The 21,489-nt window shown below is 63.7% G+C and carries 22 protein-coding genes; 6 read left to right on the top strand and 16 right to left on the bottom strand.

What is annotated here, in order from left to right; translation table 11 throughout:
- Positions 1–15: 15 nt before the first annotated feature.
- The gene (locus ACZ9GA_RS15995) at positions 16–942 is read right to left on the bottom strand and encodes a 4-hydroxyproline epimerase (RefSeq protein ID WP_457361757.1); all 927 of its coding nucleotides are present in this window, start codon (positions 940–942) and stop codon (positions 16–18) included.
- Positions 943–1,064: 122 nt separating this feature from the next.
- Here ACZ9GA_RS15995 and ACZ9GA_RS15990 point away from each other — a divergent pair, with 122 nt between their 5' ends.
- Positions 1,065–1,841: an AraC family transcriptional regulator gene (locus ACZ9GA_RS15990; protein ID WP_457361758.1), complete on the top strand. Its 777-nt coding sequence runs from the start codon at positions 1,065–1,067 to the stop codon at positions 1,839–1,841.
- A 337-nt stretch (positions 1,842–2,178) separates the two neighbouring features.
- Here the strand turns inward: ACZ9GA_RS15990 and ACZ9GA_RS15985 are convergent, their stop codons facing one another.
- Entirely contained in the window at positions 2,179–3,237 is a 1,059-nt protein-coding gene (locus ACZ9GA_RS15985; protein WP_457363710.1) for an IS110 family RNA-guided transposase, read from the bottom strand.
- Between the two features lie 181 nt (positions 3,238–3,418).
- Here ACZ9GA_RS15985 and ACZ9GA_RS15980 point away from each other — a divergent pair, with 181 nt between their 5' ends.
- The gene (locus ACZ9GA_RS15980) at positions 3,419–3,913 is read left to right on the top strand and encodes a DUF1543 domain-containing protein (RefSeq protein ID WP_457361759.1); all 495 of its coding nucleotides are present in this window, start codon (positions 3,419–3,421) and stop codon (positions 3,911–3,913) included.
- A 101-nt stretch (positions 3,914–4,014) separates the two neighbouring features.
- Here the strand turns inward: ACZ9GA_RS15980 and ACZ9GA_RS15975 are convergent, their stop codons facing one another.
- A complete protein-coding gene (locus tag ACZ9GA_RS15975) occupies positions 4,015–4,974 on the bottom strand; it encodes a ribonuclease Z (protein ID WP_457361760.1) in 960 nt (319 codons plus the stop codon).
- A 97-nt stretch (positions 4,975–5,071) separates the two neighbouring features.
- The gene (locus tag ACZ9GA_RS15970; protein ID WP_457361761.1) at positions 5,072–6,259 is read right to left on the bottom strand and encodes an MFS transporter; all 1,188 of its coding nucleotides are present in this window, start codon (positions 6,257–6,259) and stop codon (positions 5,072–5,074) included.
- Between the two features lie 150 nt (positions 6,260–6,409).
- Between ACZ9GA_RS15970 and ACZ9GA_RS15965 the strand changes: the two genes are divergently transcribed.
- Positions 6,410–6,904 (top strand): GNAT family N-acetyltransferase, encoded by a 495-nt coding sequence (locus ACZ9GA_RS15965; RefSeq protein WP_457361762.1) that lies wholly within the window; start codon positions 6,410–6,412, stop codon positions 6,902–6,904.
- An 83-nt stretch (positions 6,905–6,987) separates the two neighbouring features.
- Here ACZ9GA_RS15965 and ACZ9GA_RS15960 read toward each other — a convergent pair whose 3' ends face one another.
- The 3 genes from ACZ9GA_RS15960 to ACZ9GA_RS15950 are packed head-to-tail and all read right to left on the bottom strand — an operon-like array spanning position 6,988 to position 8,361.
- A complete protein-coding gene (locus tag ACZ9GA_RS15960) occupies positions 6,988–7,170 on the bottom strand; it encodes a DUF1289 domain-containing protein (protein ID WP_457361763.1) in 183 nt (60 codons plus the stop codon).
- On the bottom strand, positions 7,163–8,089 hold the full coding sequence (gene dmeF / locus ACZ9GA_RS15955; RefSeq protein ID WP_457361764.1) for a CDF family Co(II)/Ni(II) efflux transporter DmeF: 927 nt from the start codon (positions 8,087–8,089) through the stop codon (positions 7,163–7,165). The genes ACZ9GA_RS15960 and dmeF overlap by 8 nt, the downstream gene beginning before the upstream one ends.
- Positions 8,086–8,361, bottom strand: a complete 276-nt coding sequence (locus ACZ9GA_RS15950; RefSeq protein WP_027980500.1) for a metal/formaldehyde-sensitive transcriptional repressor — start codon at positions 8,359–8,361, stop codon at positions 8,086–8,088. The genes dmeF and ACZ9GA_RS15950 overlap by 4 nt, the downstream gene beginning before the upstream one ends.
- 160 nt (positions 8,362–8,521) lie before the next feature.
- Here ACZ9GA_RS15950 and ACZ9GA_RS15945 point away from each other — a divergent pair, with 160 nt between their 5' ends.
- A complete protein-coding gene (locus ACZ9GA_RS15945; protein WP_457361765.1) occupies positions 8,522–9,070 on the top strand; it encodes a DUF924 family protein in 549 nt (182 codons plus the stop codon).
- 201 nt (positions 9,071–9,271) lie between these two features.
- Here the strand turns inward: ACZ9GA_RS15945 and ACZ9GA_RS15940 are convergent, their stop codons facing one another.
- The 4 genes from ACZ9GA_RS15940 to xylA form a co-directional block, all read right to left on the bottom strand.
- Positions 9,272–10,408, bottom strand: coding sequence for a sugar ABC transporter permease (locus ACZ9GA_RS15940; protein WP_457361766.1), 1,137 nt, complete (start codon positions 10,406–10,408; stop codon positions 9,272–9,274).
- Positions 10,405–11,961, bottom strand: a complete 1,557-nt coding sequence (gene xylG, locus ACZ9GA_RS15935; RefSeq protein ID WP_457361767.1) for a D-xylose ABC transporter ATP-binding protein — start codon at positions 11,959–11,961, stop codon at positions 10,405–10,407. The genes ACZ9GA_RS15940 and xylG overlap by 4 nt, the downstream gene beginning before the upstream one ends.
- A 115-nt stretch (positions 11,962–12,076) precedes the next feature.
- Complete coding sequence (xylF, locus tag ACZ9GA_RS15930) at positions 12,077–13,078, bottom strand: D-xylose ABC transporter substrate-binding protein (protein WP_457361768.1); 1,002 nt, start codon at positions 13,076–13,078, stop codon at positions 12,077–12,079.
- Positions 13,079–13,208: 130 nt separating this feature from the next.
- Positions 13,209–14,525 (bottom strand): xylose isomerase, encoded by a 1,317-nt coding sequence (gene xylA / locus ACZ9GA_RS15925; protein ID WP_457361769.1) that lies wholly within the window; start codon positions 14,523–14,525, stop codon positions 13,209–13,211.
- A 141-nt stretch (positions 14,526–14,666) separates the two neighbouring features.
- Between xylA and ACZ9GA_RS15920 the strand changes: the two genes are divergently transcribed.
- The gene (locus ACZ9GA_RS15920) at positions 14,667–15,833 is read left to right on the top strand and encodes a XylR family transcriptional regulator (protein ID WP_457361770.1); all 1,167 of its coding nucleotides are present in this window, start codon (positions 14,667–14,669) and stop codon (positions 15,831–15,833) included.
- Between the two features lie 617 nt (positions 15,834–16,450).
- Here ACZ9GA_RS15920 and ACZ9GA_RS15915 read toward each other — a convergent pair.
- The 5 genes from ACZ9GA_RS15915 to ACZ9GA_RS15895 form a co-directional block, all read right to left on the bottom strand.
- A complete protein-coding gene (locus ACZ9GA_RS15915; protein ID WP_457361771.1) occupies positions 16,451–16,603 on the bottom strand; it encodes a hypothetical protein in 153 nt (50 codons plus the stop codon).
- Between the two features lie 47 nt (positions 16,604–16,650).
- On the bottom strand, positions 16,651–16,971 hold the full coding sequence (locus tag ACZ9GA_RS15910; RefSeq protein ID WP_155980608.1) for a glycine zipper domain-containing protein: 321 nt from the start codon (positions 16,969–16,971) through the stop codon (positions 16,651–16,653).
- Between the two features lie 98 nt (positions 16,972–17,069).
- Positions 17,070–17,324: a hypothetical protein gene (locus ACZ9GA_RS15905; RefSeq protein ID WP_457361772.1), complete on the bottom strand. Its 255-nt coding sequence runs from the start codon at positions 17,322–17,324 to the stop codon at positions 17,070–17,072.
- Positions 17,325–17,758: 434 nt separating this feature from the next.
- The gene (ppnN, locus tag ACZ9GA_RS15900) at positions 17,759–19,135 is read right to left on the bottom strand and encodes a nucleotide 5'-monophosphate nucleosidase PpnN (RefSeq protein WP_457361773.1); all 1,377 of its coding nucleotides are present in this window, start codon (positions 19,133–19,135) and stop codon (positions 17,759–17,761) included.
- A 287-nt stretch (positions 19,136–19,422) separates the two neighbouring features.
- Positions 19,423–19,986: a GNAT family N-acetyltransferase gene (locus tag ACZ9GA_RS15895; RefSeq protein ID WP_457361774.1), complete on the bottom strand. Its 564-nt coding sequence runs from the start codon at positions 19,984–19,986 to the stop codon at positions 19,423–19,425.
- Positions 19,987–20,176: 190 nt separating this feature from the next.
- Between ACZ9GA_RS15895 and ACZ9GA_RS15890 the strand changes: the two genes are divergently transcribed.
- Positions 20,177–21,433: an OprD family outer membrane porin gene (locus ACZ9GA_RS15890; protein ID WP_457361775.1), complete on the top strand. Its 1,257-nt coding sequence runs from the start codon at positions 20,177–20,179 to the stop codon at positions 21,431–21,433.
- Positions 21,434–21,489 lie beyond the last annotated feature (56 nt).

The following is a 21,489-nucleotide window of genomic DNA, read 5'->3' as shown; positions in this document are numbered from 1 at the left end:
TCTCCAGTACGGGGCTCAGATGCCCCAGGCGAACGGGTCCTGTTCGTCGATCAGCAGGGTGCTGTCGGCGGTCATGTAGGCGCGGCCGGTGATGAACGGGCGAATGCGCTCACCCTGCCACTCGAAGCGGCCCTCGAACTGGCTGCCGGTGATGCTGGCTTGCACCCAGGTTTCACCCTCGGCCAGTTTGCCGTCGGCGGCCAGGCAGGCCAGCTTGGCGCTGGTGCCGGTGCCGCAGGGGGAACGGTCATAGGCCTTGCCCGGGCACATCACGAAGTTGCGGCTGTGGGCGTGGTCGTCTGCGCCGAACAGTTCCACGTGGTCGATCAGTGCGCCGTCCTCGCCATGAATGCGCTGGGCTTCAAGCGCCTTGAGCAGTGCCCAGGTGAACTCGGTCAAGGCGTCGACGTTGCTCATTTGCAGAGGCAGCTGATGCCCGGCCACCAGGAAAAACCAGTTGCCGCCCCAGGCGATGTCACCGTGCACATGGCCGTGGCCGGGCACCTCCACGGGCACGTTGTGGCGGTAGCGGTAGGCAGGCACGTTGCCCACGGTTACTGCGCCGTCAGGGTGCAGGGTGGCGCTGACCTGGCCCACCGGTGTGTCGATGAGGTGCCGGCCCGGGGTGATCAGCCCCAGGTAATGCAGCGACGCCACCAGGCCGATGGTGCCGTGGCCGCACATGCCCAGGTAGCCGGTGTTGTTGAAGAAAATCACCCCGCAGGTGGCGTCGGCCGACACCGGCGGGCAGTACAGCGCGCCCACCAGCACATCATTGCCGCGCGGCTCCAGCAGGCAGGCACGGCGCCAGTGATCGTGCTGCTGGCGCAGTTCGTCGCGTTGCTGGGCCAGGGTGGCGCCGGTCAGGGTGGGGAAGCCTGTGATCACCAGGCGGGTGGGTTCGCCGCCGGTGTGGGAGTCGATGACATGCAGCTGTTTCATGCGCTTGTCCGGTCCAGGTAGGGAAAATGCCTGGCGTTACAGTGGACCTTGCGCGGCAGGTTTACTTGATGGATTTCTTCAGCGACGATGACGAAATCGGCACAATGACCAGGCGGGCACCCATGACGCATCAGACGCTGGCACTGCTGGCCCGAGCCAATGCCCTGCAACCACCCCGGGATCTGGATGAAATGCTGTCCGGCATCGCCCCGTTGCTGCCCATGCTGGACGTGATTCCCAATGCGGTGATCTTCGTCAAGGACGTGCAGGCGCGCTACTGCCTGGCCAACCGCACGCTGGTGCAGCGTTGCGGCTTCAAGCGGCTGCAACCGCTATTGGGCAAAACCAGCGCCCAGGTCTTTCCGGCACAATTGGGCCCCGGCTACACCGAGCAGGATCGCCGCGTGCTGGAGCAGGGTCTGGTGCTGCAAGACCAGCTGGAACTGCACCTGTACGGCAGCCGCGAGCCCGGCTGGTGCCTGACCCACAAACAGCCCATCCACGATCGCGAGCAGCGCATCATTGGCCTGGTGGGCATCTCGGTCGACCTGCAGACCGCCAGCCACAGCCACCCGGCCTACCAGCGCCTGGCGGCGGTCGACGAGTACATCCGCAGCCACTTCGCCGGCCCCATCAGCATGGACGAACTGACCCGCATCGCCGGCATTTCCGTGGCGCAACTGGAGCGCTACTGCAAGCGGGTGTTCCACCTCACGCCGCGGCAGATGATTCACAAGGCGCGGCTGGAGCACGCGCATCGGCTGTTGTTGACTGAACTGCCGATCACCGAAGTGGCGATGCAGTGCGGCTACACCGACCACAGCGCCTTCAGTCGGCAGTTCAAGACGTTGACGGGGTTTACTCCCCGCCAGTATCGCCAGGCGACGCGCACCCCGTAGCCGCTGCCGCAGGCTGCGCTGGCCCTCATCCCCACTGGAGATTTCCTGGGTCCACACCGGCCAGCGCAGCCTGGCGGCAGCGGCTATGTATGGACTCGCCCCTCCTGTCTACCCGCTTTTGAAAAACTGCCGCCCGTTGCATCTATGTATTAGGCCTATTCAAGGAAGCCGCTTTGGGCCTCTGGCCGACATTGGAAGAGCTCGTGGTATGCCGATTACAGTCAGGCCTCGAAGGCCGCTAGCCGCTTAGGCATCAATCCACGCCGATCCTATCTGGGGTCAATGTTTTTCAGCACAGGGTTGGACAGTCGTTACCTCGGTGGCAGAACTCGGTGGATCAGTGGCTCATCATCGCTGGCTGGCCGCTGCCATGCTGTCGACGATAAGTCTGGTCATTCTGTAGAAGCCTCCAGACGATACGCAGGTTGCGATTGGCCAACCGGACCGCAGCCTGCTTGCGGCCCAGGCGGTTCATCCAACGCAGTAATCGGCGGTCATCGGGTTGCTCGGAGTCAGGTCGCAGTTGCTGCAGCACTGCGTGTGCGCCCTGGATCATCAAGCTGCGCAGATATGAATCGCCTCGCTTGCTCATGCCGCCCAGGCGAACTTTATTCCCGCTGCTGTGTTGGTCGGGAACCAGGCCAAAGTAGGCCGCGAACTTGCGTGCATTGGGGAACCGTTCGGGCTGGGTTTCCTTGGCTACCAACGCCGTGGCGGTCACCGGACCGATACCGCGCACGCTCATCAGCCGCTTGGCCGTGCTGTCGGCATTTGCCGCTGCTTCCAGACGGCCCGTCAACACCGCAATGCGCTCGCCCAAAAAGCGCCATTCCGCCAGCAGTTCATCGATCAACTCGCGCAACATGGCTGGCACTGGTTGAGTGGCATCCTCCAATACTCGTGGAATTCTCTGGCTGATGGCGACATCACCTTGAGCCAGGACCACGCCGTGCTCAAGCAGCAGGCCGCGCATCTGATTACTCAATGCCGTGCGGCGGCGCACATAGCCCTGGCGAGCACGATGCAATGCCTGCATGGCAAGCGCCGCAACGCTCTTGATCGGTACTGCGCAGATTTTCTCATCACGACCGGCCCGCAAAATCGCCAACGCATCGTTACGATCGTTTTTAGGCCCTGTGCGGTGTGTCGTCACCAACTTGGCCGGCAAAATCCGAGCCTCGACGCCCTGTTCCTGCAGCTGGCGCGCCCAGGCTTGCGCACCTGGCCCCGTCTCCATCAAGACTATGACGTGGGGTGCCAGTTGTTGAAGGAACTCGTAGAACGCTTCGCGCGACTTGAAGCGCTGTTCATAGTGCACGTGGCCTAGAGCGTCTTCGCCGGCAACCTGGAAGACATGTTTGGCCAGATCGACCGCCACGGTCGTGCAGACCGACAAATTGGCGGAAGACAGGGATTGATCAATCGAAGTATGCTTTTTCATGGACTCGCCCTCGCTGTCGTTGGCTGTTTAGACTGCCACCGTGGCGCATTGACGCCTCGGCTTGGGCGAGTCCATCTAATTACGGGCGGGGTGGGGTACCATGGCGGCTTGCGGATAACCCACACAGGACACCCCGATGCTGTTCGTGGTCATGCTGGGGGGCAAGCACCCCCGCGCCAAAATCGAAGTTCATGACGTCGCCTTCGTCGTTGCCGACAGCCTGGAGGCGGCCTACCCAGCGTTGCGCGAAAGCTGGTTCGGCAGCGCTGCCGGGCTGCACATCGATGCCTGGATGCGGGTGGATGGCGTGGACGGCTGGAAGGTCGAACTCAGCCCCCTGGCCCCGCGCGCCGGGTCACCGCGCCTGTATTTCATCAACCTGGGTGGTTATGAAACGCAGGCGTTTGGCGAGGCGCATCAGTACGTGCTGGTGGTGGCCACCAGCAAGGCTGAAGCCAAGGCCAAGGGTAAGCAGCAGATGCTGACGCACTGGAGCAAGGGCCACACCGATGCGCTGATGGATGTGGATGATTGCCTGCCGATTGACCTGGTGGGCGGGCGCTATGTGCACCTGGTCGAAGGCCCGCATCAGGGCGTGGTGCAGCGTAACGATTACATCGTGCTGTCCTGACCCGCCGCCGCACGTAGCCGCTGCCGCCAGGCTGCGCTGGCCCTCAACCTCACTGGAAACCTTCAGGGTTCACACAGGCCAGCGCAGCCTGGCGGCAGCGGCTACGGGACTTGCGCCAGCAGTGCGTCGCGGCCCAGGTGGTAGCGTTGCAGGTCCGCCGCCAGAATCAGCTGGCCGCTGTAGCGCTCCGCCGCCTCCTGGCGCACATCATCGATGCTGGGGCTGCGCTGCGGATTGTTCTGGTACCGCGCACTGAAATGCGTGAGCACCAGATTGGGTACCCCGGCGGCCTCGGCGAATTGCGCCACGGCGGCGGCGGTGCTGTGCCCGTAGTTCGTCCGGCTGCCTTCCAGCACCGGCAGGGTGAAGGTGGCTTCGTGCACCAGCACGTCCGCACCCTTGGCCACCTCGGCCAGCAGCTCGGGGTTGTCGTTGTCGCCGCAGACGATGATGCGTCGGCCGGGGCGAGAGGGGCGCAGGTAGTCCCGGGCATTGATCAGCCGACCCTCAACAGTCACGTCCCGGCTCTGGGCCAGGTCGCCCCAGATCGGGCCGCGGGGAATGCCATCGGCCTGCAGGCGCTCCAGGTCCAGGCGGGGATCGGGATTGATCTCGGCGAATACGTAGCCATAGCTGGGCACCCGATGCGAGAGTTCGACCGTGCTGACGTGGACATGGGCGCTGCTCCAGCCTTCAAGCGTTTCCAGCCCATGCAGGCGCAGTTCGAAGGGTAGGAAGGTCTGGCTCACGGCCAGGCTCTGGCGCACCCAGTCGTGCAGTTCCAGCGGCAGGATCAGCTCCAGCGGCTCGCTGCGCCCGGACATGCCGGCGCTGGCCAGCAGGCCCGGCAGGCCGAAGCAGTGGTCGCCGTGCACGTGGGTGATGAAGATGGCGCGCAGGTCGCGCATCGACAGCGGGGTGTGCAGCAACTGGTGCTGCGTGCCTTCGCCGCAGTCGACCAGGTACCAGGCCTTGCCGGACGCCTCGATGACGGCGGTGGCGCTGACGTTGCGGCCCTTGGTGGGCACCCCGGAAGAGGTGCCCAGAAACAGCAGGTCCATGCGTGGGGTTCTCCTTGGAAAACCCCATTGTACCGCGTACAGCGCACCGTAGCCGCTGCCGCCAGGCTACGCGGGTTGTAGTGGGGCGTGGGGCGGGTTATTCCCCGCCTTTCATTCGCCGTGCCAGCAGGTACAGGCCCAGGCCGGCCAGCGCCGTGGCGGCGCCGATAAAGCCGGTGCTGGTCCAGCCCAGCCCGGCGGTAATCGCCATGCCGCCCAGCCACGGGCCCAGGGCGTTGGCCAGGTTGAACGCGGCATGGTTGGACGCCGCCGCCAGGCTCGGCGCCTCATGGGCGATGTCCATCAGGCGGATCTGCAACGGCGAAGCCAGCGCCACCATGGTGCCCACCAGGCCAATGCCCAGCATCACCCCAGGCAGGTTGCCCGCAGCCATCGGGAACAGCAGCAACACCGCCATCGACCACACCAGCAACAGCCCCACCGCGCGGAACTGCAAACGGTCGAACAGCTTGCCACCGGCGATGTTGCCGATGATGCCGCCTACGCCGAACGCGGCCAGGCCGAAAGGAATCCACTCAGGCGTGACGCGGGTCACCTCGAGCATGGTCGGTGCCAGGTAGCTGAACACGCAGAACATCCCGGCAAAACCGATGGCGCCAATCGACAGCGCCATCCAGATCTGCGGCTGGGTGAAGGCGCGCATTTCCTTGCGCGGGTCGCTGCGCGGTTCGTCATGGCGGTCCGGCACGTAACGCCACACCAGGCCGATGGTCAGCAGGGCCAGGGCGCCCACCAGGGCAAAGGCCGAGCGCCAGCCGAACAGCTGACCCAGGAAGGTGGCGATCGGGTTGCCCAGCAGCATCGCCAAGGTCAGCCCCATCATGACCCGCGCCACCGCACCGGCGCGTTTGTTGGAGGGCACCATGCTGGCCGCCACCACCGCCGCGATGCCGAAATAGGCACCGTGGGGCAGGCCGCTGATGAAACGGAAAGCGATCAGCGAACCGAAGGTGGGGGTAAACGCCGTGGCCAGGTTGCCCAGCGCGTAGAGCGCCATCAGCATCATCAGCAGGTGCTTGCGCAACAGCTTGGCACCCAGGATGGCCAGCAGCGGCGCACCCACCACCACACCCAGGGCGTAGGCGCTGATGGCATGGCCTACCTGCGGTTCACTCAGGTGCAGGTTGTTGGCGATGTCGGGCATCAACCCCATGATGGCGAATTCGCCCGTACCGATGGCGAAGCTGCCCACGGCCATGGCCGCTTCCATTTTCGCGGCGGCGCGGGCGGGCAGCACGGGCCCGGGTGTTTGCTGGATAGACATGCGTGTGTGGGTTCTCAGGTTGGCGCAAAAGGGCAAACCGCCAATGATAGCGAAGCACTGGCGCAGGCGTCTAGGATGGGCATCGGCGGCAGGAGTTGCGTCGGCCGACAACGTCGTTGAAACTCTTGGTCCTCTTACCGGACAAGGACGTTGATCATGCACCGCGTACGTGAACTGAGGTTGACCGATGCCGCCGCGCTACTGGCGTTCGAGGCCGGAAATCGTAAATGGTTCGAATCCCATATTGAGCCGCGCAATGAGGCGTTTTACTCGCTGCGGGGTGTGACGGTGCACATCCACGAATACCTGCAGGGGTTGGCAGGCGGCACGTGGCACCCCTTCGTCATCGAGGACGCCAACGGCGCGATCGTGGGGCGGGCCAATTTGAAGGATATCGACCGTGAGGGGCGTGTTGCGCAGGTGGGCTACCGGGTGGCGCAGGCTGCGTGCGGGCAGGGGCTGGCGACGCTGGGGTTGAAGCATTTGATCCGCGAGGCGCAGGTGCGTTGGGGGTTGGAGCACCTGGTTGCCCATGTTTTTGCGGGCAATGTGGGATCAAGGAAGGTGCTGCTGGGGTGCGGTTTTGTGCCTGACGCGGCGGCGTCGCACGCGGGGGAGGACCGGTTCGTGTTGCCGCTCACGTAGCCGCTGCCGGCAGGCTGCGTTGACCCTGTGCCTTGCTGGAGGTCTCCAGGGGTCACAATGGCCAGCGCAGGCTTCGCCAGCGGCTACGGTTTGCCTTTTTTCAGCGTCTTGAGGCGCTGCGTGGCGCGTTGCACGGCCGCCATCTTCTCCGGCCGCTTCATGCGCTTCCACTTGCGAATGTCGTCCTTGCTGCGCCCGCAGCTCACACACAGATCGCCGCTGAGCTGGCAGGTAGCGACGCACGGGTTTTCGATTTCCTTAGCCACGGCGTGCTGCCCCTGCGGTAGTGCCATGCAGCTCAACGGTCAGGTGGCTGACCTCGTGCACCGGCTTGAGCCGCTCGCGGATGCGCTGGGCGTTCAGGGAGGCATCGCCCACCACGCTGACGATGGCCGCATGGGCTTCAGGGCCTACGCGCCACACGTGCAAGTCGGTGATGGTCGCATCGCCTGGCTGCTCCACCAATGCGCGAATTTCCTCAGCCACGTGGGCGTCAGTCTGGTCCAGCAACACACCGGCCGTTGACCCCATCAGCGTCCACGACCAGCGCGCGATGACCAGCGCGCCGACGATGCCCATCGCCGGGTCCAGCCACACCCAGCCCAGGTAGCGTCCGGCCAGCAGCGCGGCGATGGCCAGCACCGAGGTGAGGGCGTCAGCCACCACGTGCACGTAGGCGGATTTGAGGTTGTTGTCGTGGCCATGGTGATGGTTGTGGTCATGGTCATGACCATGATGATGGCCGTGGCCCAGCAGCAGTGCGCTGACGATATTCACCGCCAGGCCCACCACGGCAATCAGCGTGGCCGTACCGAATACGACCGGCGTGGGTTGCAGCAGGCGCATCACCGATTCCACGCCGATGCCCAGCGACACCAGCCCCAGAATCAGCGCCGAGGCGAAACCGCCCAGGTCACCGACCTTGCCGGTGCCAAAGCTGAAGCGGGCGCTGGTGGCGTGACGCTTGGCGTACGCATAGGCCGCCGCCGTGATGCCCAATGCCGCTGCATGAGTGGCCATGTGGAAACCGTCGGCCAGCAGGGCCATGGAGCCAGTGAAGTAGCCGGTGGCGATTTCGCCGACCATCATCACCACGGTCAACATCACCACCCACAGGGTGCGGCGGGCGTTTTCCTCATGGGCCGAGCCGAGGAACACGTGGTCGTGGTGCAAGGTGTCGTTCATTTGGAATACCGGCGGATGGCTTCGAGCAGTTCCTCCACACCCTGGTTACGCTGCGCCTCGGTGAGGGCAGGGTCGGCCACGTGAGCGCGGGCGTGTTCTTCGATGATTTCTTCCATCAAACCGTTGATGGCGCCACGGGTGGCGGCCACCAGGTGCAGCGTCTTGGCGCAGTCCAGATCGGACTCCAGCGCCCGCTCCACGGCCTGAATCTGCCCGGCGATGCGCTTGACGCGCTTGATCAGGCTGTCTTTGTTTGCTGCGATGTGACCCATAGGATACCCCCCTTACCTATATGGATCATCGCATACCCCTACCCCCTATGCAACGTAGCCGCTGCCGCCAGGCTGCGCTGGCCCTGTGCTTCGCTGGAAACCTTCAGGGTTCATGCCGGCCAACGCAGCCTTCGGCAGCGGCTACACTGTTTGATTTGAGGTGGGCAGCGTGGTTGATTCTTCGCAGGCGGTTGTTGATTTCTGGCAGCAAGCAGGGCCCAGGCGCTGGTTCAGCAAGGACGACGCGTTCGATACGCTTTTTCGCGAGACCTTCGCGGCGCTGCACATGCAGGCCGCACGACGCGAACTGGAGCCCTGGCTGGCGACGGCGCAGGGCGGGCTGGCGTTGCTGATATTGCTGGACCAGTACCCGCGCAATGCCTTTCGCGGCACGGCGCACATGTTCGCCACCGATCCGTTGGCCCGGCTGTATGCGCGACGCCTGCTGGAGGCGGGGTTGGACCGGCAAGTAGACAAAGCGCTGCGCGCGTTCTGTTATTTGCCGTTCGAGCATTCGGAGCACCTCGACGATCAGCGGTTGTCCGTGCGCTTGTGCCGGGATCTGGACGCCAATGACCTCAAGTGGGCCGAGGAGCACCTGCAGATCATCGAGCGGTTCGGGCGTTTTCCCCATCGCAATGAGGTGCTGGGGCGTGCTAGCACGCCTGAAGAAGCAGCCTTTCTGAAATCGGGCGGGTTCAGTGGCTGACTTCCTCTGATGACTGCCACCCTGTTGGAAACACGCTGTGGGACAACCTTTGGTTCAGGACAATCATTACCGGCCTCTCGCGAGCAAGCTTTGCTCCCACAGTGTTGAGTTAACCATCAATGTCAGGCGTTACCTTGTGGGAGCAAAGCTTGCTCGCGAGAGGCCGGCACAGGCTACCCACCACCCTTGAATTTACGCCCCTTACCGCCGTCCGCTGCGGGTACTCACATCCACCCACACCGCCAGTACCAGGATGCTGCCCTTGACGATCATCTGCCAGTAACTGTCCACGTCGAGCATCGACATGCCGTTGTCCAGGCTGGTGATGACCAGCGCTCCGAGCAGCGCGCCATACACGGTACCCGAGCCACCGCGCATCGACGTGCCGCCGATGAAGCAGGCCGCAATGGCGTCCAGTTCACCCATGTTGCCCGCCGACGGCGAGCCGGCCGCCAGGCGCGCGGTGTTGACCAGCCCCGCCAGGGCGCACATCACCCCCATGATGCCGAAGATCCACAGTTTCACCGCCTGCACGTTGATGCCCGACAGCCGCGTGGCCTCCATGTTGCTACCCACCGAGTAAATCCGGCGACCGAACACGGTCTGGCTGGTGACGTAGCTGAACACCCCCAGCAGCACCAGCAACAGCAGCACCGGCACCGGGATTCCGTCGTAGCTGTTGAGGGTATAGACGAAGCCCGCCAGCACCGCGCCGATGGCCACTACGCGCACCACGTCGCGCAGCAGCGGCCGCGCGGCCAGGCCGTGCAGGGCGCGGTTGCGGCGCTGTTTCCAGGTCAGCAGCAGGGTCAGGGCGAACAGTAGCACCCCAAGCCCCAGCCCAACCGCCTGAGGCAGGTAGCCCTGGCCCACGTACACCAGTTGCGGCGACACCGGCGCAATGGTGGTACCGCCAGTGATGCCCAGCAGAATGCCGCGAAACGCCAGCATGCCGCCCAGGCCGACGATGAATGAAGGAATCATCCGGTACGCCGTCATGTAGCCGTTGGCCAGGCCGATCAGCAGGCCACACAGCGACACCAGCCCCAGGTTGACCAGCAGTGGCAGGTGATAGGTCACGTCAAGGATCGCCGCCAGGCCGCCCAGCAAGCCCAGCAACGAGCCCACCGACAGGTCGATCTCGCCGCTGATGATCACCAGCACCATGCCGCACGCCAGGATGCCGGTGATGGACATCTGCCGCAACAGGTTGGACAGGTTGCGCGGGGTGACGAAGCCGCCTTCGGTCTGCCAGCTGAAGAACAGCCAGATGATCGCCACGGCAATCACCAGGGCAAGCATTTTGTAGCGGGTGAACAGTTGTTTGACTTGATTCATTGACGCGCACTTCCAGTCATTGTTGTTCTGTCGGGTTGGCTCAGCGCTGCGGCCAGCACCTGCTCCTGGGTGAGGCCCTGGTTGACGAAGTCGCCGCGCAGCTGGCCTTCGCCGATCACCAGCACGCGGTCGGACACCCCCAGCACCTCGGCCAGTTCCGAGGACACCATGATAATCGCCACGCCCTCGGCGGCCAGGGCGCTCATCAGTTTGTAGATCTCGTACTTGGCGCCCACGTCGACGCCGCGGGTGGGTTCGTCGAGGATCAGCACGCGAGGTTTGGTCAGCAGCATTTTTGCCAGCACCGCCTTCTGCTGGTTGCCGCCCGACAGGCTGGTGATGGGCAGGAACGGGCTGGCGGTCTTGAGGTGCATGCGCGCGATCTCGCGGTCGATGCTGCCCAGCTCGGCCTCGGCGTCGATGCGGGTCATTTTCGCGTAGTTGTCCAGCACCGCCAGGGTGATGTTCTGGCCCACGCCCAGGTCGGGAATGATGCCGTGGCGCTTGCGGTCCTCGGGCACCATGCACAGGCCGGCGCGGATGGATTTGAGCGGGGTGCGGGTGTCGATGGGCTTGCCGTCCAGCCACACCTGGGCCTGGTAGCGGCCGGGGTAGGCGCCGAACAGCGCCGACACCAGCTCGGTGCGCCCGGCGCCCACCAGCCCGGCAATGCCGAGGATCTCGCCGCGGCGCAGCACGAAGGACACATCGTCCACGCGCTTGCGCTTGGGGTTGTCGACGTCCAGGCAGGTGACGTGCCGCGCTTCGAAAATCACCTCGCCGATAGCATGGGGTTCGGTGGGGTAGAGGCTGCTCATCTCGCGGCCGACCATTTGCGTGATGATTTTCGGGATGTCCAGGTCGGCCATGGCGGTGGTGGCGATGTGTTTGCCGTCGCGGATCACCGCGATGGTGTCGCACACGGCGGCCACCTCATCCAGCTTGTGCGAGATGTACACGCAGGCCACGCCCTTGGCCTTGAGGTCGCGGATGATGTCCAGCAGCACCTCGATCTCCGAGCGGGTCAGGGCCGAGGAGGGCTCGTCCAGGATCAGCAGGCGTGCCTGCTTGTTCAGCGCCTTGGCGATCTCCACCAGTTGCTGGTAACCGCCGCCGTACTGCGACACCGGCAGCGACACGTTCATGTCGGGCACCTTGAGTTCGCGCATCAGCGCTTCGGCGCGGTGGATCATGGCAGGGTAATTCATGCGCCCGCCGGGCAGGGTCAGTTCGTGGCCCATGAAGATGTTTTCGGCCACGGACAGGTCGGGCACCAGGGTCAGTTCCTGGTGGATGATGACGATGCCGGCGGCTTCGGTTTCGGCGATGGAGTGGGCCTTGAGCGGCTGGCCGTCCCACAGGATCTCGCCCTCCCAGGTGCCGTACGGGTAGACCGCCGACAGCACTTTCATCAGCGTCGACTTGCCGGCGCCGTTCTCGCCGCACAGGCCCACGCATTCGCCGGGTTTGACCTTGATGTCGATGCCGTTCAAGGCCTTCACGCCGCCAAAGCTTTTGACGATGGCGTTCATTTGCAGCAGGAATGGGGACATGACTGCAGGCTCGGATAGGGTCGGTTGGTACGGTGTTGCCTGTGACGCAGCCTTCGGCAGCTGCTACAAAGCCCCTGTAGCAGCGGCCGAAGGCCGCGTCATAGGCACCGCGGTTTTACTTCCCGGCGATCTGCGCCTGGGTGTAGAAGCCGTCCTTCTCCAGCAGGTCGATGTTGTCCTTGGTCAGCGGGGTAGGGGTCAGCAGAATGGTGTCGACCTTCTTGCTGCCGTTGTCGTACTGCGAGGTATAGGTAGGGTGCTCATTGCGCGCCAGTTGCACCGACAGCTTGGCGGCCTCGGAGGCAATTAGCTTCAGCGGTTTGTACACGGTCATGGTCTGGGTGCCATCGATCACGCGCTTGACCGCCGCAAGGTCGGCGTCCTGGCCCGAGATCGGCACCTTGCCGGCCAGCTTCTGCGCGGCCAGGGCCTGGATGGCGCCGCCGGCGGTGGCGTCGTTGGAGGCGACAATGCCGTCGATTTTGTTGTTGTTCCGGGTCAGGGCGTTTTCGACGATGCTCAGCGCCTCGGTGGGGTTCCACTCTTTCACCCACTGTTGGCCGACGATCTTGATATCGCCCTTGTCGATGGCCGGTTGCAGCACCTTCATCTGGCCTTCGCGCAGCACCTTGGCGTTGTTGTCGGTGGGCGCGCCGCCGAGCAGGAAGTAGTTGCCCTTGGGCGCAGCCTTCAGCACGCCGCCGGCCTGCATTTCGCCGACCTTCTCGTTGTCGAACGAGATGTAGGCGTCGATATCGGCATTGAGGATCAGGCGGTCATAGGACACCACCTTGATGCCGGCCTTCTTGGCCTCGGCCACGGCGTTGGTGAGCACGGTGGCGTTGAACGGCACGATGACGATCACGTCGACGCCGCGCGAGATCAGGTTTTCGATCTGTGAAATCTGCTTTTGCTCGTTGGCATCGGCCGATTGCACGAAGACCTTGGCGTCCATATTCTCCGCTGCTGCGACGAAGTAGTCACGGTCGCGGGACCAGCGCTCCAGGCGCAGGTCGTCGATGGAAAAACCGATTTTGGGGTGGGCAGCGTCGGCCATGACCGGCAGCGAAAGCAGGGCCAAGGCGCTGGCGAGCAGGGTGCGTTTGAATGACTTCATGCTGGGCGTCCTTTTATTGTTGTTGGAGACACAGGCCCCGGTTTCCGGGTGCCGATAACACTGTAGAGCGTGGCGGCCGTTCGCGAGCAGAGAATTGTCGCGCGAATGTAACCGCCACCCCGGGCGTCACTCAGGTGTAGATAAAGCGGTTGACCACGCCTTCCAGCATCTCCTGGCGGCCGCTGACGGGCTGGGGATTGAGGCTGTGTGCCAGGGCATGCTCGGCCAGGGTCTGCAGGCTGAAATCACCGGCCAGCAGCGACTGGCCGAACGGCTGGCGCCAACCGGCGTAGCGCTGATCCTTGAACTGTTGCAGCAGGTCGTTCTCCACCATCGCCGCAGCGCGGGTCAACGACAGGGCCAGCACGTCCATGGCCGCCACATGGCCGTGGAACAGGTCCAGCTCGTCCAGGCTCTGGCGGCGCACCTTGGCGTCGAAGTTGAAGCCGCCGTTGCGGAAACCGCCGGCCTTGAGAATCTCGTAGGTGGCCAGGGTCATCTCCTCGACGCTGTTGGGGAACTGGTCGGTGTCCCAGCCGTTCTGCGGGTCGCCGCGGTTGGCGTCGATGCTGCCGAAAATCCCCAGGGAGATGGCCGTGGCGATTTCGTGCTGGAAGCTGTGGCCGGCCAGGGTGGCGTGGTTGGCCTCGATGTTGACCTTGATCTCCTTCTCCAGCCCGTACTGCTGCAGGAAGCCGAACACCGTGGCGCTGTCGTAGTCGTACTGGTGCTTGGTGGGCTCCTGGGGTTTGGGTTCGATCAGCAGGTCGCCGGTAAAGCCCAGCTTGTGCTTGTGCTCCACCACCATGCGCAGGAAGCGGCCCAGTTGCTCGCGCTCGCGTTTGAGGTCTGTGTTGAGCAGGGTCTCGTAGCCTTCACGGCCGCCCCACAGCACATAGCTCGACCCCTTCAGCCGTTGGGTCGCGTTCAGCGCGCTGCATACCTGGGCGGCGGCGTAGGCGAACACGTCCGGATCGGGATTGGTGGCCGCGCCCGCTGCATAGCGCGGGTGGCTGAAGCAGTTGGCGGTGCCCCACAGCAGCTTGATACCGGTGGTTTGCTGATGGCGTTCCAACTGGTCGACCATGTGCGCGAAGTTGTGGCGGTACTCCTTCAGCGAAGCGCCTTCGGGGGCCACGTCGGTGTCATGGAAACTGTAATAGTCGACGCCCAGTTTCGAGAAAAACTCGAACGCTGCTTCCGCTTTGCCCATGGCCACTTCCAGCGGATCGCCGGCTTGGTGCCAAGGGCGCTTGAAGGTGCCCACGCCGAACACGTCGGCGCCGGGCCAGACGAAGGTGTGCCAATAACAGACCGCCATGCGCAGGTGCTCGCGCATGGGCTTGCCGAGGATCAATTTGTTGGCGTCATAGTGGCGGAAGGCGAGGGGCGAGGTGCTGTCGGGGCCTTCGTAGCGGATTTTTTCCACACCGGGGAAATAGGGCATCTGGGGTTCCTGTTGTTGTTCTTGGCGGTGTCCTGATACTAGCGATACGGCGCGGCGCGGCTATTATCAAAATCACCAACTCGGGGTGCGATTTTGCGTAGCGCGCTGGCGGTTGGCGTCGAACGGCCAAGGACAAGAACAATGAAAACCCTACCGCCCGCCCATCGCATCGCCCTGCTGTTCAACGGCAGCAAGGTCTACGACCGGGGCATCATCAGCGGCATCGGCAACTACCTGAGCAGCACCCGCGCGGCCTGGGACCTGTTCCTGGAAGAGGACTTTCTGTGCCGGCTCAAGGGCATCGAGCGCTGGCAGGGCGACGGCATCATCGCCGACTTCGACGACCCTCTGATTGGCGAGGCCCTGGCCCACAGCCGCTTGCCGGTGGTGGCGGTGGGCGGCTCTTATGAAGATGCACGTGCCTACCCCCGGCACACCCCCTACGTGGCCACCGACAACGCCGCCTTGATGAAGCAGGCGTACGCGCACCTGATCGAGGCCGGGTTGACCCGCTTCGCCTGTTTCAGCCTGCCGCCGGCGCAGGAAAACCGCTGGGCCCAGGAGCGCGAAAAAGCCTTCCAGCACTTGATGGAGCGCGACGGTTTGCACGGCGAGATTTATCGCGGCCTGGGCACCAGCGCACCGCTGTGGGACAGCGCCGTGGAGCAGCAGATCGCCTGGCTGCACAGCCTGCCCAAGCCCATCGGCATCATCGCCGTGACCGACGCCCGCGCTCGGCAGCTACTGCAAGCGTGCTTGACTGCCGGTATTGCGGTGCCGGGGCAGGTGGCGTTGATCGGTATCGACAACGATCCGTTGACCCGCAGTTTGACCCGGGTGCCGCTCAGTTCGGTGATCCAGGGCACCGAGGCCATGGGGCGCATGGCGGCGCAGTTGCTGCATCAGATGCTGCATGGCATGCCGTCCGCCGGGCAGCAGATTCTGGTGGCGCCGGAGGGGGTGAATGTTCAGGCGTCCAGTTTGCATCAGCCGTTGGGTAATCCTTATGTGATGCAGGCGTTGCACTTTATCCGGCAGTACGCCTGCCAGGGGATCAAGACGGCGCAGGTGGCGGGGTATGTGGGGGTGTCGCGCTCGTCGCTGGAGGCGTACTTCCGCAAGGAACGGGGGTGTACGGTGCATGATGAGATTTTGCGGTTCAAGTTGGAGGCGGCGGCGGTGCAGTTGCGGGAGGGGGCGGTGGGGGTTGCGGAGGTGGCGGCGCGGTGTGGGTTTACGTCTGCGCAGTATTTGCATACGGTGTTTCGGCGGGAGTTTGGGTGTACGCCGAGGGAGTATCAGCGGTGATTGGTGGTGACCGTTCGCATGCGCACTCACACCGCGAACTGCTTTTGCTTCCGTGAGGCCTTTGATCTTGATTGTATGCCCCGTTAGAGCCCAGGGCCGACCGGAGACGTCGGTCAAGCGGCCTTCAGCGTAGCTGAAGGAGACGGAACCGGAGGCGCTTCTATTCCGGGCCGTCGTCCGCTTGATCGACGTCGGAGGGAGGGGACCCGGAGCGAAGCGGAGGGACCGGGCTCGGGGGCAAGCCTTTTTTGGTTACTTTTTGAGGCGTTTGTCAAAAAGTGACCCGCCGTAAGGGCGGAAAGGTGACTGCGTGTCACCTGTGATCATGGATATGCTCGCGGTTTGCGGATCCCGCTTCTGGGGGCCGTGAGCATATCCATTATTTAGGGTGCGACCACCGACCGTTTCGCCCTTACGGCGACTCACTTTTTGGCAGTCGCCCCAAAAAGTAAGCAAAAAGGGCATCGCCCCGAGCCTGGGCCCTACGCTGCGCTTCGGGTCCCCTCCCTACGGCGTCGATCAAGCGGACGACGGCCCGGAATAGAAGCGTCTCCGGTTCCGTCTCCTTCAGCTACGCTGAAGGCCGCTTGATCGACGCCTCCGGTCGGCCCTTGGCTCTAACGGGGCCTAAGATCAAAAGCAAGATCAAAAGCCACAGCAACGGCAAGATCAAAAGCCAAAGCCAAAGCCAAAGCCAAAGCCAAAGCCAAAGCCAAAGCCAAAGCCAAAGCCAAAGCCAAAGCCACATCGTCTGGCTGACGGCTAAGCATAGGGGCTGCATGCAAATAAAAAACCCGGCATCAGCCGGGTTTTTTCATCAAGGACGTGGACCGCCTTCACCTTCATGATGGAAGTGCTCAGGCCCATGGTCCGGGCCGCCGTGCCGTGGGGCAGGGGCCGGGCCTGGACGGCCGTGATCGTGGTGGTGACCACCTTTATCGTGGTCCAGCAGGCTGGAAACAGCCACGCCCAGCACGCCGCCGGCCACACCGCCAACGACCGCACCCTGGGTGCCGCCCAGCTGGTTACCAACCACCGCGCCACCGGCGGCGCCGACTACCGCGCCGACCACGTCATTGGCCATGGCGGCAGTGCTGCACAGGCTCAGGGAAAGTACCAAGGCGGAAAAAATACGCATTTCATTAACTCGTTGAAAAGAGGCGCAATTCTGCGAATCGGCTAATTAGATAGCAAGCTAATCAGGGTATCGTGAATGCTACAAATGCTGGCAATGGCTCAAGACCGGGCGTTGCCGCGTGGTGCAGCGCCGTCGAGCAGATGGGCGGCCAGGATGTTGTTGAGGAAGCGGAACTGATCATTCAGGCCCACCACCTCATTGCTGAAATGCTGGCTGGCCTGGGGCATCAGCACCGAGTCGAAACCGCTGTTGGTGATCAATTGCAGCGGCGCCTTCAGCGACACCACATCTTGTACGTAATAGTTGGTGCCGAAGCGGGGGAAGCGCACATTCAAGGTCACGGATCGGATCATCGGGCAGTCTCCGGGGCAGAAAGAAGCATCAACGCAGTTGATGTTCGCTGGGGTCAGCTTCGAGCTCATGCAGGTGAAACTCAAGTGAACGATTTTGCATGTGCAAGCTGATGGCTATTGGCTGCTAGCGACAGCGCGGGCCATGTCCACGGCGGGAAGGACGAACAGGTGCAGGGTGACGGCGGTCAGCGCCAGGCAAGTGAGCACGTGAATGAGCATGGGCAGGTCCCTCCCGAGACATGGTGTGTGGGAGGATTGTTGCGCGCCGGGGGCGAGGGGGGAAGACGAAGGGTGCGATGGTGGTTATCGATGCAATTGATGGTTGCCCGTACACGCTGTAGCCGCTGCCGCCAGGCTGCGCTGGCCCGCCTGTACACTGGGTATCTTCAGTGAGGCACGGGACCAGCGCAGCCTGGCGGCAGCGGCTACAGGGCTTATTGCACCACGCGGTAGCAGGGCACGTAGGCCGCGCCGCCGGGCAGTTTCATGCGGTGCTGCTCGACGAAGGCGTTCAACAGCCGGTCCAGGGGCTGCATGATCTCGGCGTCGCCGTGGATTTCGTAAGGGCCGTGCTGCTCGATCAGGCGGATGCCCTTGTCCTTGACGTTGCCCGCCACGATCCCGGAAAACGCCCGGCGCAGGTTGGCCGCCAGTTCGTGGGGCGGCAGGGCGCGACTCAGTTGCAGCGCGGCCATGTTGGCGTGGGTGGGGTCGAAGGGGCGCTGGAAGCTTTCCTCGATCTTGAGCAGCCAGTTGAAGTGGAAGGCGTCGTTGCGCTCGCGGCGGAACAGCTTCACGTCCTTCAGGGCCTGGGTCATCTGCCGCGCTACTTCGGCCGGGTCATCGATGATGATCTGGTAATGGCGCTGGGCGGCTTCACCCAACGTGGCACCGACGAAGGCGTGCAGTTGCTCAAGGTACGGCGCAGCGCTTTTCGGCCCGGTCAGCACCACCGGGAACGGCAGCCCGGCGTTGTCCGGGTGCATGAGGATGCCCAGCAGGTACAGGAACTCTTCGGCAGTGCCGGCGCCGCCGGGGAAGATAATGATGCCGTGGCCCACGCGAACGAAGGCTTCCAGGCGCTTCTCGATGTCGGGCAGGATCACCAGTTCGTTGACGATGGGGTTGGGCGCCTCGGCGGCGATGATGCCCGGCTCGGTCAGGCCCAGGTAGCGGCCGCCGCTCATGCGCTGCTTGGCGTGGGCGATGGTGGCGCCCTTCATCGGCCCCTTCATCACGCCCGGGCCGCAGCCGGTGCAAATGTCCAGTTTGCGCAGACCCAGTTCGTGGCCAACGCGTTTGGTGTATTTGTACTCGTCGCTGTTGATGGAATGGCCGCCCCAGCACACCACCATCTTGGGCTCCACGCCGGCGCGCAGGGTGCGGGCGTTGCGCAGCAGGTGGAAGACGTAGTCGGTGATGCCCTGGGAGTTGCTCAGGTCGATGCGTGTGCTGTCCAGCTCGTTTTCGGTGTAGACGATGTCGCGCAGGGCGCTGAACAGCATTTCCCGGGTGCTGGCGATCATTTCGCCGTCGACGAAGGCGTCGGCGGGGGCGTTGAGCAGTTCCAGGCGCACGCCGCGGTCCTGCTGATGGATGCGCACCTCGAAGTCCTTGTAGGCGTCGAGGATGGTCTTGGCGTTGTCGATGTGGGCGCCGGTGTTGAGGATAGCCAGGGCGCACTGGCGGAACAGGGCATAGATACTGCCGGAACCGGCTTCGCTCAGTTGTTGCACTTCGCGTTGGGACAGGGTTTCCAGGCTGCCCTTGGGGCTGACGGATGCGTTGATTACGTGTCGTTGTTGAGTCATTGCACATTCCTTGAGAGCAATGGAGCCAGCCCGCGGCTGGCTTCATTCAAACGGTCTGAATCCGACCTGTCAGGGGCCGGTACTGCTGCACGACAGAAAGAAAGCCTCCTCTTGAACCGGATGACGATGATGGAAAAAACCGGATAACCCGAGAGTGGCATCAATGCCGCGGATTATCAAATTTGTAGGGGACGTAGCCGCTGCCGCCAGGCTGCGCTGGCCCTGCGCCTGGCTGGGGATCTGCAGGGTGCATACCGGCCAGCGCAGCCTGCGGCAGCGGCTACAGATCAGGGTTTGCGGCGGGGCCGCGAGACCACCGATTCGATGTTCTTGCGGCCGATCAGCAAGGTACGCGGGGCTTCGACCGCCAGCCATTTGTACATCACCAGGCAATCCACCAGGCCCAGGCGCGCGTGCTGGTAGGCCTTGGGCAGGCGCCCGACCGTCTCGAAACCCAGCTTGGTCCACAGCGCCACGGCCACTTCGTTGCTGGCCACCACCGAGTTGAACTGCATGGCCAAAAAGCCGCTGTCGCGTGCCAGTTGCTGGGAGTGCTCGCACATCAGGCGCGCCACGCCGCGGCCACGGGCCGCCTCGGTGACCATGTAGCCGCAGTTGCACACGTGGCTGCCGGGGCCGGCGGCGTTGGCCTTCAGGTAGTAGCTGCCCAGCAGCACGCCGTCTTCTTCGGCCACCAGGGTGTGCTGCGGTAGCCCCATCCACAGCTGACGCGCCTGTTCGGCGGTGACGGCAGGATCGTAGGCGTAGGTTTCACGGGCAGCGACCACGGCCTGGAAGGTAGGCCAGAACGCGTCGAAATCGGCGTCGGTCATGGGGCGAATCTGGATCATGGCGGTCCTTGAACAAGTGCGATGGGGCAGTGTACCAGCCCGCCCGGCGCGCGCCGACCAGATTGCGGGCGATCAGCGAACAGTTAATGTTCATAACGGTTAATAAGATTAACTGTTTAGTCATACTCAGTGGGTGCCGAGCGTGCTCGGCAATGTTCCGACAACAACAATAAAACGGAGTCAGAATCCCATGGCACAGCCTTTCATGCCGCGCAGGCATCAGTGCGTCTCCACCCTGGCGGTTACCCTCGGCGTCGGCTGCCTTCTACCGAGTGCAGGGGTGCGGGCCGAGGGTTTCATTGACGATGCCACGGCTACCCTCAATACCCGCAATGCCTTTTATCAGGGCAACTACAAGAACAGCGACGCCACCCAGAACCAGCGCCAGGAATGGGCGCAGGGCTTCATCCTGCAAGGCAGTTCGGGCTATACGCCGGGGGTGATCGGCGTGGGCGTCGATGTGATCGGCAAATGGGGCGTGCGCCTGGACAGCGGCGGCGGCAGCACGGGTTCCGGCCTGCTGCCCAAGACTGCCAGCGGTGCGCCGGCCGAGTACGGCCGGTTGGGCGGGGCGGTCAAGTTCAAGGGCTTCAATACCCTGGTCAAGGTGGGCGAGCAGATGCCCAGCCTGCCGGTGGTGCGCACCAACGACGCGCGGCTGCTGCCGCAGACCTACGTGGGCGCCACCGCAGTGTCCGACCCGGTGAAGTGGGCCACGTTGTACGCTGGGCGCCTGGACAGTTTCAGCAACCGTGACTCCACCAACCAGGAAAAGCTGCACATGCACGGCAGCACCATCGACGGCGACTACTTCGATTACCTGGGCGGCGAATTCCGCCTGGTGGACGGGCGCCTGCAACTGGCGTACTGGCACGCGCAACTCAAGGATATTTACGCTCAGGACCTGTACCGCTTTACCTACGACCAGCCCATGGGCACCGGCATCCTGCGCCTGGATACCGGGTTGTACGTCAGTACCGAGGAGGGGGCGGCAAAGGCCGGCGACCTGGACAACCGCGCTGCCTACGCCGGGCTGAGCTGGCGGCAGAGTGGGCATACGTTTCTGCTGGGCCTGCAGAAGCTGTTCGGCAAGGACGACTTTGTCGGCCTGCAGGACAGCCCCACGGTGATGACCAACCACGTCAACAATATCTTCGGCTACGCCCATGAGCGCTCATGGCAGCTGCGCTACGACTATGACTTCGCTGCCAGCGGCGTGCCGGGGCTGGTGGCCACCGCCAAGTACGTGCATGGCTGGGGCGTGCAGCGCAGCAACGCGGTGGACGGGCATGAGTGGGAGCGCGACTTCGCCCTCAAGTATGTGGTGCAGTCAGGGCAGTGGCGGGATTTGAGTGTGTCGATGAGCTTGTACAGCTTGCGCTCGACCTTTCAGAACAGCCTGGATGAGACGCGGTTGACGATTGGCTACCCGATCAAACTGTTCTAGCCACAACTTGTAGCCGCTGCCGCCAGGCTGCGCTGGCCCCCGTGTCTCGCTGGAGA

It is taken from the genome of Pseudomonas sp. TE3644 (assembly GCF_056278815.1).
This window is presented reverse-complemented; position numbering and strand designations above follow the sequence as displayed.

Excerpts from the sequence above, each read along its gene's own strand:
- ACZ9GA_RS15995 (WP_457361757.1), bottom strand. The coding sequence starts at position 942 with ATGAAACAGCTGCATGTCATCGACTCCCACACCGGCGGCGAACCCACC.
- ACZ9GA_RS15990 (WP_457361758.1), top strand. The coding sequence starts at position 1,065 with ATGACGCATCAGACGCTGGCACTGCTGGCCCGAGCCAATGCCCTGCAA.
- ACZ9GA_RS15980 (WP_457361759.1), top strand. The coding sequence starts at position 3,419 with ATGCTGTTCGTGGTCATGCTGGGGGGCAAGCACCCCCGCGCCAAAATC.
- ACZ9GA_RS15975 (WP_457361760.1), bottom strand. The coding sequence starts at position 4,974 with ATGGACCTGCTGTTTCTGGGCACCTCTTCCGGGGTGCCCACCAAGGGC.
- ACZ9GA_RS15970 (WP_457361761.1), bottom strand. The coding sequence starts at position 6,259 with ATGTCTATCCAGCAAACACCCGGGCCCGTGCTGCCCGCCCGCGCCGCC.
- dmeF (WP_457361764.1), bottom strand. The coding sequence starts at position 8,089 with ATGAACGACACCTTGCACCACGACCACGTGTTCCTCGGCTCGGCCCAT.
- ACZ9GA_RS15950 (WP_027980500.1), bottom strand. The coding sequence starts at position 8,361 with ATGGGTCACATCGCAGCAAACAAAGACAGCCTGATCAAGCGCGTCAAG.
- ACZ9GA_RS15940 (WP_457361766.1), bottom strand. The coding sequence starts at position 10,408 with ATGAATCAAGTCAAACAACTGTTCACCCGCTACAAAATGCTTGCCCTG.
- xylG (WP_457361767.1), bottom strand. The coding sequence starts at position 11,961 with ATGTCCCCATTCCTGCTGCAAATGAACGCCATCGTCAAAAGCTTTGGC.
- xylF (WP_457361768.1), bottom strand. The coding sequence starts at position 13,078 with ATGAAGTCATTCAAACGCACCCTGCTCGCCAGCGCCTTGGCCCTGCTT.
- xylA (WP_457361769.1), bottom strand. The coding sequence starts at position 14,525 with ATGCCCTATTTCCCCGGTGTGGAAAAAATCCGCTACGAAGGCCCCGAC.
- ACZ9GA_RS15920 (WP_457361770.1), top strand. The coding sequence starts at position 14,667 with ATGAAAACCCTACCGCCCGCCCATCGCATCGCCCTGCTGTTCAACGGC.
- ACZ9GA_RS15915 (WP_457361771.1), bottom strand. The coding sequence starts at position 16,603 with ATGCTTAGCCGTCAGCCAGACGATGTGGCTTTGGCTTTGGCTTTGGCT.
- ACZ9GA_RS15910 (WP_155980608.1), bottom strand. The coding sequence starts at position 16,971 with ATGCGTATTTTTTCCGCCTTGGTACTTTCCCTGAGCCTGTGCAGCACT.
- ACZ9GA_RS15905 (WP_457361772.1), bottom strand. The coding sequence starts at position 17,324 with ATGATCCGATCCGTGACCTTGAATGTGCGCTTCCCCCGCTTCGGCACC.
- ppnN (WP_457361773.1), bottom strand. The coding sequence starts at position 19,135 with ATGACTCAACAACGACACGTAATCAACGCATCCGTCAGCCCCAAGGGC.
- ACZ9GA_RS15895 (WP_457361774.1), bottom strand. The coding sequence starts at position 19,986 with ATGATCCAGATTCGCCCCATGACCGACGCCGATTTCGACGCGTTCTGG.
- ACZ9GA_RS15890 (WP_457361775.1), top strand. The coding sequence starts at position 20,177 with ATGGCACAGCCTTTCATGCCGCGCAGGCATCAGTGCGTCTCCACCCTG.